Source organism: Streptomyces sp. NPDC005070, from assembly GCF_053600395.1.
In genome coordinates this window covers 1-11,745 of record NZ_JBSFZS010000174.1, presented here as the reverse complement: position 1 = coordinate 11,745, position 11,745 = coordinate 1, and the positions used below count along the sequence as shown (strand labels likewise).

Genomic DNA, 11,745 nt, shown 5'->3' with positions numbered 1-11,745 from the left:
GACGTCGAGACCAAGCAGGCGATGCGTCCCCGTGACGCCATGGCGTCGGCCGGTAAGACCCTGGTCGAGCTGTTCGGTCTGGCCCGCGAGCTCAACATCGACGCCGAGGGCATCGACATGGGCCCGTCCCCCACGGACGCCGCCCTCGCCGCTGATCTCGCCCTGCCGATCGAGGAGCTCGAGCTCACCGTTCGGTCGTACAACTGCCTCAAGCGTGAGGGCATCCACTCCGTGGGTGAGCTCGTCGCCCGCTCCGAGGCCGACCTCCTGGACATCCGCAACTTCGGTGCGAAGTCCATCGACGAGGTCAAGGCGAAGCTGGCCGGCATGGGCCTGGCCCTCAAGGACAGCCCGCCCGGATTCGACCCGACCGCCGCCGCCGACGCCTTCGGCGCCGACGACGACGCGGACGCGGGTTTCGTGGAGACCGAGCAGTACTGAGCCGGTACTGGACGGCTTCCGTCCTCCGGGGTCCCTCGGGACCCCGGATCTTCGACGGGCGATCGCCCGCTCGGACACTGACCTCGGTACCTGATACGGCCGGGGCAGACACCAAGGAGAAACACCATGCCGAAGCCCGCCAAGGGTGCCCGTCTGGGCGGCAGCGCCGCGCACGAGAAGCTGCTCCTCGCGAACCTCGCGAAGTCGCTCTTCGAGCACGGCCGCATCACCACCACCGAGGCCAAGGCCCGTCGCCTGCGTCCCTACGCGGAGCGTCTGGTCACCAAGGCGAAGAAGGGTGACCTTCACAACCGCCGTCAGGTGCTCTCGGTGATCACGGACAAGAGCATCGTGCACACGCTCTTCACCGAGATCGGCCCGCGCTACGAGAACCGCCCGGGTGGTTACACCCGTATCACCAAGATCGGTAACCGCCGTGGCGACAACGCGCCCATGGCCGTCATCGAGCTGGTGGAGGCCCTGACCGTGGCCCAGCAGGCCACCGGTGAGGCCGAGGCTGCGACCAAGCGTGCCGCCAAGGAGACCGAGGCCCCGGCCAAGGTCGAGGACACCAAGGTCGAGGACGCCGCTGAGGCGCCCGCCGAGGAGTCGAAGGACGCCTGAGGCACTGCCTTGCTGTGAGCGGGTCCGTCCCTTTCGGGGCGGGCCCGCTTTCGCGTTCCCGGGGAGGAACCCGGGTTTGAGAGGATCTAGGTGTGAGTGACGAAGCGGAGCCCGGGTTCGTCCGGGTGCGGTTGGACCTGTCGTACGACGGGACCGAGTTCTCCGGGTGGGCCAAGCAGGCCGGGGGACAGAGGACCGTGCAGGGCGAGATCGAGGACGCGCTGCGGACGGTGACGCGGACGAGGGACACCACGTACGAGCTGACCGTGGCCGGGCGGACCGACGCCGGGGTGCACGCGCGCGGCCAGGTGGCCCATGTCGACCTGCCCGACGAACTGTGGGCCGAGCACCGGGAGAAGCTGCTGAAGCGGCTCGCAGGGAGGCTGTCCAAGGACGTGCGGGTGTGGTCGCTCACCGAGGCGCCCCCCGGCTTCAACGCGCGTTTCTCGGCGATCTGGCGGCGCTACGCCTATCGCGTGACCGACGAGCCCGGCGGTGTCGACCCGCTGTTGCGCAGTCATGTCCTGTGGCACGACTGGCCGTTGGACGTGGACGCCATGAACCAGGCCGCCCAGCGGCTGCTGGGGGAGCACGACTTCGCCGCGTACTGCAAGAAGCGCGAGGGCGCGACGACGATCCGCACCCTCCAGCAACTGAGCCTGGTACGGGGCGAGGACGGTGTCATCACCGCCGCCGTGCGGGCCGACGCCTTCTGCCACAACATGGTGCGGTCGCTGATCGGGGCCCTGCTGTTCGTGGGGGACGGGCACCGCGGACCCGACTGGCCGGGCAAGGTGCTCGCCGCCGGCGTACGGGACTCGGCCGTTCACGTCGTACGGCCGCACGGGCTGACCCTCGAGGAAGTCGGTTACCCCGCCGACGAGTTGCTGGCCGCACGGAGCAAAGAGGCACGCAACAAGAGGACCTTGCCGGGTGCGGCGGGATGCGAGTCCTGCTGACGTCTGCTCACCGGCGCGGTCCCCGCGGGGCGGACGCCCGAACCTGCGTCGACCGCGATGCCGGGAGGCCGGGGGAGGGTGGGGCGGGCGGCCGGTGTTCGTCGGCCGCCGCGCCCGGAACCGCTACCGGGCGGCCGCCGCCGACGCCTGGGCCTGGCCCCGCCGGCCGATCTGACGGAACGCGAACTCGGCGAGGTCGTCGCCGGTCGTGAACACCGCGGTGTCCTTCGGCGTCACGTCCTTGCCGTTGGTGAAGCCGGCGAGGGTGAAGTAGGCGTAACGGCCGTAGGCGTTGGTGGTCGAACGGCAGACGGCCGCGTCACAGAACGCCTTGATGCCGTTGCCGGGCAGCGAGGCGATGATGCTCTTGCTGTCCGCGTCGGCCTTGGCCTTGCTCGCCTGGGCCTCGGTGTCGAAGACCGCGACGCCGACCGTCACCGCCACCCCGTCCTTGACGTAGCTGACGCGCAGGAAGCGGGTGCAGCCGTCCTTGGTCAGGACCGGCGGCAGCGTGCCCTTCGCGACCGAGGCGCAGTTCTTCGTGTCGGCCGTCGGACCCTTGCGGTACACGCGGTTGCCCACGGTGAGCTGCGTACCGGGGAAGAGGATGTCCGGACTCAGCGGCGCGGTGTCCTTCTGCGCGCTGGATATGAACTCCTTCGGATCCAGCGGCGGCGGAGCCGAGGTCGGCTCGAAGGACGGCTGCGGTGTCGTGGCGCCGGGGATGTCCGCGCTGGCGGGCAGTTTGGACGGCTGGTTGGCGGCCTCGTTGTCGCCGTTCGCGTTGGCGACGGCCATGGCCACGGCAGCGCCGACCGCGACGGTGGCCAGCGCCCCGCCCACGATGAACAGCACTTTGCGCCGCTTGTTGCGCGTTTCGGAAGCCTCCGCCATGGCGGCCCAGTCGGGATTCCCGCCGGAACGCTGGTTGTTCCACTGGGGCGCCTGCTGAGAACCCGGCTTCCAGGGGTCCCACGGGGGCTGCCCCTGCCCACCTTGCCCATAACTCATGCGCCGCATCTTAGACGGGGGTTGGGGGGTGCCGGTCAGCTCCACCGGGCACTTGAGCCCCTAGCGTGATCTGAATGCGCAAGGGCAAAAGTGACATCTCCGGGTGGTTGGTGCGTAGGGCCTCCTGGCACGCGTGGGCGGCCTCGGGGGCGGTGCTGTGCGCGCACGCCGTGGCCGTCGCGCTCCACACCTCCGACGGCGGGATGGACAACGCGATCGTCGTCCGCGCGGCGCGGACCTGGCTGGACGGCGGTTCGCCCTACACCGACCGGCACTTCCTCTATCTCCCGGGCGCGGTCCTCGCGGCGGTGCCGCAGACGCTGCTCCCGGTGGCCGCGCTGCGGCTGCTGGTCCCGCTGACGGTGACCGCTCTGCTGCTGACGGGCTGGGCGTGCGCGCTGCGCGTCCACGGCGTCCCCTGGCGCAGCCGCCTCGGGGTGCTCGGACCGGCCGGGCTCGCGCTGGGTTTCGCACCCTTCGGGCACCTGGTCGCGCTCGGCAACTGGACCGTGATCTGCGCGGCGGCGCTGCCGCTCGCCCTGCTGCTGGCGGCGCGGGAGCGGTGGGGGTGGGCCGGAGTGGTCATCGGCGCGGCCCTCGCCCTCAAGCCGCTCCTCGCGCCCATGGCGCTCCTGTTCCTTTTTGCGCGCCGTTGGAGGGGGCTGGCCGCGCTGGTTCTGGTGCCCGCCCTGGCGTCCGGCGGGGCGGCGCTGCTGATGCCCGATTCTGCGGCGTTCGTCACACGGACCCTGCCGTTCCTGCTGAGCGGCCACGACGACTTCGTCCGCCTCTACGAGGCCTCTCCGGTGGCCGTGCTGCCGCGTCTCGGGGTGCCCTCCCCGGTGGCGGTCGCGCTCGCCTGCGTGGCGGCGGGCGCCGGCGTCCTGGCCGCGTACCGCCGCTGGTCGCGCGGTGTCCCCGGGCCGCTGCGGCTCACCGAGACCGCGGTGCTGCTGATGCTCTCGGCGTTCCTGGTGTCCCGGCCGTCCTACGACCACTATCTGCTCGTCGTGGTGCCGCTGCTGCTCGCGGGGCTGCCGTACCCCGGCGCGGCGGCCCGTGGGCCCTGGTTCTGGCTCGCGCTGGTGCCGCAGATGCCCGGCGCGGACTGGCCCTGGCTGGAAGCGGTGACCCGACGTTCGTTCCGGGACTGCTTTACCCTGTGTGTGATGACTGCATCGGTGGCGCTCCGGCGCCGCCGTCACCTGCCGCTCGCCGGCCCGGACCACTTCGTCGCCCAGCGACGGGTACGACGGGCCACGAGGGTGTGAGGACTCGCGTTTTGACCCTTCCGGGCCACCGCGGGTAAGCTTGCAGTTCGTTATGTGTATTGGCTTGCTCATTCTCACGTGAGGGGCCCTTACACCGGTCCACCGGGGCCGATGACCAGCGACCAGCACGCGGTATGCGTCACCGCAGTGCGGTCAGGGCTGTCGTGATCGTCCGTGGTGGCCATGTCAGGACCCACTCACTGAAGAAGCGAAGGCTACGACCGTGCGTACGTACAGCCCCAAGCCCGGCGACATCACTCGCCAGTGGTACGTCATCGACGCCCAGGATGTCGTCCTGGGTCGTCTGGCGACCACTGCCGCGAACATTCTGCGGGGCAAGCACAAGCCGATCTACGCCCCCCACGTCGACGCTGGTGACTTCGTCATCATCATCAACGCGGACAAGGTGCACCTCTCCGGCAACAAGAAGACCCAGAAGCTGGCGTACCGCCACTCCGGTTACCCGGGTGGTCTGCGCTCCGTCCGTTACGACGAGCTGCTGGCGAAGAACCCCGAGAAGGCCGTCGAGAAGGCCATCCGGGGCATGGTTCCCAAGAACACCCTCGGCCGTCAGGTGCTCTCGAAGCTGAAGGTCTACGCGGGCGAGAACCACCCGCACGCTGCTCAGCAGCCGGTCCCGTTCGAGATCACCCAGGTCGCGCAGTAGTTCCGGCCACCCCCTAAGACGAAAAAGAATCTGAGGAGAATCGTGGCCGAGACCACCGTTGAGCAGCCGGTCGAAGAGACTGAGCTCGTCGACATCGAGAACTACACCACCGAGTCCGAGGTCCCCGTCGAGGGTGAGTACACCTCGGAGTCCCTCGCCGGCCGCTTCGGCGACCCGCAGCCGGCCGCCGGCCTGGGCCGTCGCAAGAACGCCATCGCCCGCGTCCGGATCGTCCCGGGCACCGGCAAGTGGAAGGTCAACGGGCGCACGCTCGAGGACTACTTCCCGAACAAGGTCCACCAGCAGGAAGTCAACGAGCCCTTCAAGGTGCTCGAGCTCGACGGCCGCTACGACGTCATCGCCCGCATCTCGGGTGGCGGCGTCTCCGGTCAGGCCGGTGCCCTGCGCCTCGGCGTGGCCCGCGCGCTGAACGAGGCCGACGTGGACAACAACCGCGGCGCCCTCAAGAAGGCCGGTTACCTCAAGCGTGACGACCGCGCGGTCGAGCGCAAGAAGGCCGGTCTCAAGAAGGCCCGTAAGGCTCCGCAGTACAGCAAGCGTTAATCTTCGCTGCTTGCTTCTGCGCGTAAGTACGCGTAGCTCCGAACGCCCCGGCGGCACGTCACCGTGCTGCCGGGGCGTTCGTTTATCACAGTGGTTGGGCGTATAACGGCACAAGGTGCTCAAAGGCTCATGTGATCGGATGACTCCGTATCCTCGGGGGACTTCCGTACTCTGCAGCTTTCTCAGGAGGACAAGTGGGACGACTCTTCGGCACGGACGGCGTGCGTGGTGTCGCCAACGCGGATCTGACGGCCGAGCTCGCGCTCGGGCTGTCCGTTGCGGCGGCGCACGTACTCGCCGAGGCGGGCACGTTCGAAGGCCACCGGCCCGTGGCGGTGGTCGGGCGGGATCCGCGCGCGTCCGGGGAGTTCCTGGAGGCCGCCGTGATCGCCGGCCTCGCCAGCGCCGGTGTGGACGTCCTGCGCGTCGGTGTGCTGCCCACCCCCGCGGTGGCGTATCTCACCGGGGTACTGGGCGCCGACCTCGGCGTGATGCTCTCCGCCAGCCACAACGCCATGCCCGACAACGGCATCAAGTTCTTCGCCCGCGGCGGGCACAAGCTCGCCGACGAGCTGGAGAACCGGATCGAGGGCGTCTACGAGGAGCACCGCACCGGCGCTCCCTGGGACCGCCCGACCGGCGCCGGCGTCGGCCGGGTGAACTCCTACGACCAGGGCTTCGACCAGTACGTCGCCCACCTCATCGGTGTTCTCCCCAACCGCCTCGACGGTCTGAAGGTCGTCCTCGACGAGGCGCACGGCGCGGCCGCCCGGGTTTCCCCCGAGGCCTTCACGCGGGCCGGTGCCGAGATCGTCACGATCGGCGCGACGCCCGACGGGCTCAACATCAACGACGGCTGCGGCTCCACCCATCTGGACCTCCTCAAGGCCGCCGTCGTCGAGCACGGCGCCGACCTCGGCATCGCGCACGACGGCGACGCCGACCGCTGCCTCGCCGTGGACCACACGGGCGAGGAGATCGACGGCGACCAGATCCTGGCCGTTCTCGCGCTGGCGATGCGGGAGCGTTCCGCACTGCGCTCCGACACCGTTGTCGCGACGGTCATGTCCAACCTGGGCTTCAAGCTCGCCATGGAGCGCGAGGGCGTCGCCCTGGTCCAGACGGGGGTCGGTGACCGGTACGTCCTGGAGGAGATGAAGCAGCACGGCTACGCGCTCGGCGGCGAGCAGTCCGGGCACGTCATCGTCCTCGACCACGCCACCACCGGCGACGGCACGCTCACCGGTCTGTTCCTCGCGGCCCGGGTCGCCCAGACCGGCCGGACGCTCAAGGACCTCGCCTCGGTGATGGAGCGGCTGCCGCAGGTCCTCATCAACGTGCCGGACGTCGACCGGACGCGGGTGAACACCTCCGCCGAGCTCGCGGCCGCGGTGGCCGACGCCGAGCGGGAACTCGGCGCCACCGGACGGGTGCTGCTGCGCCCCTCCGGCACCGAGCCGCTCGTCCGCGTCATGGTCGAGGCCGCCGACATCGACCACGCCCGCTCGGTGGCCGCACGCCTCGCCGACGCCGTGAAGTCGGCGCTCGGCTAGACCACGGCGAGCCCATCCGTGAGGCCCGGCATCCCGAGGGGTGCCGGGCCTCACGAACGCGCGGGGACGGACGGCCCGCCGAGCCGTCCTCGCGCCGGGATTTCTCCCGCTACGCGGGCTGCCGCTTGCGCTGCGCCGCCCAGAACCACTTCTGGGCCACCAGCGTGAGTGTGCCGGCGACCACGATGCCGAGCAGGTTGAACAGCAACTGCTTGGTGGAGCCCCATGTCTGGCCCATGTCGCCGTAGCTCAGGGCCACCGCGGCGTTCGCGGCGGCCGGGACCGTCGTCACGGAGATCGCGACACCGACGAGGGCTCCGGACTTGGCCGAGGTCAGCGACAGCATGCCGGCGGCGCCGGCGAGCACCGCGACGACGAAGGAGAACCAGTCCGGGGCGTAGACGAACCCGGTGTTGGGGCGCGGCCCCTCCAGTTGCGCCTCGCTGAACAGTCCCACCGCGTTCATGAACAGGCTGAAGAGCACCGTCACCGCCATGGCGATCGCGAAACCGGCCAGCAGCGCCGTCAGGGAGCGCAGGGCAAGCCGCCGCCCCCGCTGCACGATCGCCGTGCACAGCCCGGCCAGCGGGCCGAACTCCGGCCCCACGGCCATGGCGCCCACGATCAGCACCGCGTTGTCGAGCACCACACCGCAGGCCGCGATCATCGTGGCGATCGTGATGAACGCGACGTAGGTGACCGACAGCGTGGACTCCTCGTGCGTGGCCTCCTCCAGGTGCTCCCAGAGCACCGCGTCGACGCCCTCGCCCGGGGCCTCCTCCTCGGCCTTGTCGGCCCGCGTCGACAGGGACAGGTCGATGTCCTCGACCGCGATCGAGCCCGTGCGGTCGATCCCCAGCTCCCGCAGCCCGCCGATGAGCTCGTCACCCGCCTCGCGCGCGACGTCGCACATCACCACGTCGCCGACCGGGCTGCGGGCCGCGCCGGGAAGCACCACGAGGTGAGCGGTGCCGACCGTGCGCTCGATGAGGCCTACGACGTCGTCGGTCCGGTCCGGGGGTGTGATCAGACGCAGGTGCAGCATGGCCGCACAGTAGCCGCACGTAACGGGGGCCGGTCCGGGGCCTACAGCTTGCGCAGGCTCAGGCGCTGGACCTTGTGGTCCGGGCCCTTGCGGACGACGAGGGTCGCCCGGCCGCGGGTGGGGGCCACGTTCTCCAGCAGGTTCGGCCTGTTGATGGTGCGCCAGGTCGTCCGGGCGTAGTCGAGGGCCTCCTCCTCGGAGACCTGGGTGTACTTGCGGAAGTACGAGTCGGGTTTCTGGAAGGCCGTCGCGCGCAGCTTGCGGAAGCGGTTCAGGTACCAGCGCTCGATGTCCTCGGGGCGGGCGTCGACGTACACGCTGAAGTCGAAGTAGTCGGCGAGGCCGACCCGCGTGCGGCCGTCCTTGCCGGGCAGCGCCGGCTGCAGCACGTTCAGGCCCTCGACGATGAGGATGTCGGGGCGGCGGACGGTGAGCCGCTCGCCGGGGACGATGTCGTAGATCAGGTGCGAGTAGACGGGCGCCGTCACCTCGTCCTTGCCCGCCTTGATGTCCGCGACGAACCGGGTCAGGGCCCGGCGGTCGTACGACTCGGGGAAACCCTTGCGCGACATCAGCCCGCGCGCTTCGAGGTCCTTGGTCGGGAGCAGGAAGCCGTCCGTGGTGACCAGTTCGACGCGGGGGTGCTCGGGCCAGCGGGAGAGCAGCGCCTGGAGCAGTCGGGCGACGGTGGACTTGCCGACGGCCACGGAACCGGCGACGCCTATGACGAACGGGGTGCCGGACTGCGAGCCCTTCTCGCCGAGGAAGGTGTTCAGCGCGCCTCTGAGCCCGTCCGTGGCACCGACGTACAGGTTCAGCAGCCGGGACAGCGGCAGATAGATGTCCCGCACCTCGTCGAGGTCGATGACATCGCCCAGACCGCGCAGCTTCTCGACCTCCTCGGCGTTCAGCGGGAGCGGCGTCTTTTCGCGCAGCGCGCTCCACTCGGCACGGGTGAGGTCGACGTAGGGAGTCGCCTCCGGCTTGGACCGGTGGGCGCTCCGCGGCAACGAGGAGACCGGAGAGATCACAGTCCATTGTTACGGGAGTATGGACAGGATGGAGGGTGGGGTCCGTCACGCCAGGTGACAGCCAGGGGGGTCGACGGGCCCGCGGACGGCCCCCGAAAGGCCGCCGGAATTTCCGATATCGGGCACGGTGCGCCTGATTTCGGCGGGCGGGGGACCGTACGCTGCCGCCATGTGCGGAATCGTGGGATATGTGGGGTCGCAGCCGGCGCTCGACGTGGTGATGGCCGGACTGAAGAGGCTCGAGTACCGGGGATACGACTCGGCGGGAGTCGCCGTCCTCGCGGACGGGGGACTCGCCGTCGCGAAGAAGGCCGGGAAGCTGGTCAACCTGGAGAAGGAGCTGGGCGGCAGACCGCTGCCGTCCGGAACGACGGGAATCGGGCACACCCGCTGGGCCACCCACGGCGGCCCCACGGACGCCAACGCCCATCCGCATCTCGACAACGCGGGCCGGGTCGCCGTCGTCCACAACGGCATCATCGAGAACTTCGCCGTGCTCCGCGACGAACTGGCCGAGCGGGGGCACGACCTGGCCTCCGAGACGGACACCGAGGTGGTCGCCCATCTGCTCGCCGAGGAGTACTCCTCGTGCGCGGACCTGGCGGAGGCGATGCGGCTGGTGTGCCGGCGGCTGGAGGGCGCGTTCACGCTCGTCGCGGTGGACGCCGACGAGCCGGACGTGGTCGTCGGGGCACGCCGGAACTCGCCGCTGGTAGTCGGTGTCGGCGAGGGCGAGGCCTTTCTCGCCTCGGACGTCGCCGCGTTCATCGCCCACACCCGGTCGGCGATCGAGCTGGGCCAGGACCAGGTGGTCGAACTGCGCCGCGACGGCGTGATCGTCACCGGGTTCGACGGCAGCCCCGCGGACGTCCGCTCGTACCACGTCGACTGGGACGCGTCGGCGGCGGAGAAGGGCGGCTACGACTACTTCATGCTCAAGGAGATCGCCGAGCAGCCCAAGGCGGTCGCCGACACCCTGCTGGGGCGGATCGACGCGGCCGGTTCGCTGACGCTCGACGAGGTGCGCATCCCGGTGCGGGCGCTGCGCGAGGCCGACAAGGTCGTCATCGTCGCCTGCGGGACCGCCTTCCACGCCGGACTGATCGCCAAGTACGCCATCGAGCACTGGACGCGCATCCCGTGCGAGGTGGAGCTGGCCAGCGAGTTCCGCTACCGCGACCCGATCCTGGACCGGCAGACACTCGTCATCGCCATCTCGCAGTCCGGCGAGACCATGGACACGCTGATGGCGCTGCGGCACGCCCGCGAGCAGGGCGCCAGGGTGCTGGCGATCTGCAACACCAACGGCTCGACGATCCCGCGCGAGTCCGACGCGGTTCTGTACACGCACGCGGGCCCCGAGGTCGCCGTCGCCTCCACCAAGGCGTTCCTCACCCAGCTCGTGGCCTGCTATCTGGTGGCGCTGTACCTGGGCCAGGTGCGCGGCACCAAGTGGGGCGACGAGATCCAGGCCGTCATCCGGGAGCTGTCCCGCATCTCCCGCGAGGTCGAGCGGGTCCTGGAGACCATGGAGCCCGTACGGGAGCTCGCGCGCTCCCTCGCCGACAAGAACACGGTGCTGTTCCTCGGCCGGCACGTGGGCTACCCCGTCGCGCTGGAAGGCGCCCTGAAGCTCAAGGAACTGGCGTACATGCACGCCGAGGGCTTCGCGGCGGGCGAGCTCAAGCACGGCCCGATCGCGCTGATCGAGGAGGACATGCCGGTCGTGGTCGTCGCCCCCTCGCCGCGCGGCCGCTCGGTCCTGCACGACAAGATCGTCTCCAACATCCAGGAGATCCGGGCCAGGGGCGCCCGCACGATCGTCATCGCGGAGGAGGGCGACGAGGCGGTCGTCCCGTACGCCGATCACCTCATCCGCATCCCGGCCACCCCCACCCTGCTCCAGCCGCTGGTGTCGACGGTCCCGCTCCAGGTGTTCGCCTGCGAACTGGCGACGGCCCGGGGCAACGAGGTGGACCAGCCGCGCAACCTGGCGAAGTCCGTGACGGTGGAGTGAGCGCGGCCGCCGTGTGAGGCCGCGGAGCAGCTCCGGCCCTTCGGAGTGCGGACCCCCGGGGTTCGGACCTCCCGGGGTGCGGACCCTCTAGGGTGCGGACATGAGCATCATCGGGGTCGGTATCGACGTGGCCGAGATCGACCGGTTCCGGGCGTCGCTGGAGCGGACGCCCGGGCTGGCCGAACGTCTCTTCGTGGAGAGCGAGTTGCTGCTTCCCAGCGGTGAACGGCGGGGCATCGCCTCGCTCGCGGCCCGCTTCGCCGCGAAGGAGGCGCTCGCCAAGGCGCTGGGCGCCCCGGCGGGGCTGTACTGGACGGACGCCGAGGTCTACGTGGAGGACAGCGGCCGGCCGCGGCTGCGGGTGAAGGGCACCGTGGCGGCCCGCGCGGCCGAACTCGGCGTGTGTTCCTGGCACGTGTCGCTCAGTCACGACGCCGGGGTGGCCTCGGCGGTGGTGGTGGCGGAGGGCTAGTGCCGCGACAGGCAACGTTCGCCCCGTCGCGACTCCCGGCACGCTCCCCCAAGCTCTTCGAGCAGGGGGGACCCCCACTCGCCGCACCGG

Annotated in this window: 12 protein-coding genes; 9 read left to right on the top strand and 3 right to left on the bottom strand. The window is 70.4% G+C overall.

All coding sequences use genetic code 11. The features are described 5' to 3' along the window. The 3 genes from ACWEBX_RS34130 to truA form a co-directional block, all read left to right on the top strand. The coding region (locus tag ACWEBX_RS34130) for a DNA-directed RNA polymerase subunit alpha C-terminal domain-containing protein (protein ID WP_451888644.1) at positions 1-441 on the top strand (441 nt) is incomplete at its 5' end. Positions 442-567: 126 nt separating this feature from the next. Next, on the top strand, positions 568-1,065 hold the full coding sequence (gene rplQ / locus ACWEBX_RS34125) for a 50S ribosomal protein L17 (protein ID WP_328670906.1): 498 nt from the start codon (positions 568-570) through the stop codon (positions 1,063-1,065). Positions 1,066-1,157: 92 nt separating this feature from the next. Continuing rightward, positions 1,158-2,024 (top strand): tRNA pseudouridine(38-40) synthase TruA, encoded by an 867-nt coding sequence (gene truA, locus ACWEBX_RS34120; RefSeq protein ID WP_451888643.1) that lies wholly within the window; start codon positions 1,158-1,160, stop codon positions 2,022-2,024. A 123-nt stretch (positions 2,025-2,147) separates the two neighbouring features. Here the strand turns inward: truA and ACWEBX_RS34115 are convergent, their stop codons facing one another. After that, positions 2,148-3,035, bottom strand: a complete 888-nt coding sequence (locus ACWEBX_RS34115; RefSeq protein WP_451888642.1) for a hypothetical protein — start codon at positions 3,033-3,035, stop codon at positions 2,148-2,150. A gap of 74 nt (positions 3,036-3,109) precedes the next feature. Here ACWEBX_RS34115 and ACWEBX_RS34110 point away from each other — a divergent pair, with 74 nt between their 5' ends. The 4 genes from ACWEBX_RS34110 to glmM all read left to right on the top strand — a co-directional run bounded on the left by ACWEBX_RS34110 (position 3,110) and on the right by glmM (position 7,090). Continuing rightward, the gene (locus ACWEBX_RS34110; RefSeq protein ID WP_451888641.1) at positions 3,110-4,306 is read left to right on the top strand and encodes a glycosyltransferase family 87 protein; all 1,197 of its coding nucleotides are present in this window, start codon (positions 3,110-3,112) and stop codon (positions 4,304-4,306) included. Between the two features lie 223 nt (positions 4,307-4,529). Then, positions 4,530-4,973, top strand: a complete 444-nt coding sequence (gene rplM / locus ACWEBX_RS34105) for a 50S ribosomal protein L13 (RefSeq protein WP_037626954.1) — start codon at positions 4,530-4,532, stop codon at positions 4,971-4,973. Between the two features lie 42 nt (positions 4,974-5,015). After that, entirely contained in the window at positions 5,016-5,537 is a 522-nt protein-coding gene (gene rpsI, locus ACWEBX_RS34100; RefSeq protein WP_355991331.1) for a 30S ribosomal protein S9, read from the top strand. A 194-nt stretch (positions 5,538-5,731) separates the two neighbouring features. After that, entirely contained in the window at positions 5,732-7,090 is a 1,359-nt protein-coding gene (gene glmM / locus ACWEBX_RS34095; RefSeq protein WP_451888640.1) for a phosphoglucosamine mutase, read from the top strand. 109 nt (positions 7,091-7,199) lie between these two features. Here the strand turns inward: glmM and ACWEBX_RS34090 are convergent, their stop codons facing one another. Both ACWEBX_RS34090 and coaA read right to left on the bottom strand, forming a co-directional pair. Then, positions 7,200-8,135 (bottom strand): DUF389 domain-containing protein, encoded by a 936-nt coding sequence (locus ACWEBX_RS34090; RefSeq protein ID WP_451888639.1) that lies wholly within the window; start codon positions 8,133-8,135, stop codon positions 7,200-7,202. A 41-nt stretch (positions 8,136-8,176) separates the two neighbouring features. Then, positions 8,177-9,166, bottom strand: a complete 990-nt coding sequence (coaA, locus tag ACWEBX_RS34085; RefSeq protein WP_451888638.1) for a type I pantothenate kinase — start codon at positions 9,164-9,166, stop codon at positions 8,177-8,179. A 169-nt stretch (positions 9,167-9,335) separates the two neighbouring features. Between coaA and glmS the strand changes: the two genes are divergently transcribed. Both glmS and ACWEBX_RS34075 read left to right on the top strand, forming a co-directional pair. Next, positions 9,336-11,183 (top strand): glutamine--fructose-6-phosphate transaminase (isomerizing), encoded by a 1,848-nt coding sequence (gene glmS, locus ACWEBX_RS34080; protein WP_451888637.1) that lies wholly within the window; start codon positions 9,336-9,338, stop codon positions 11,181-11,183. 100 nt (positions 11,184-11,283) lie between these two features. Next, positions 11,284-11,655: a holo-ACP synthase gene (locus tag ACWEBX_RS34075; RefSeq protein WP_384789770.1), complete on the top strand. Its 372-nt coding sequence runs from the start codon at positions 11,284-11,286 to the stop codon at positions 11,653-11,655. Positions 11,656-11,745 lie beyond the last annotated feature (90 nt).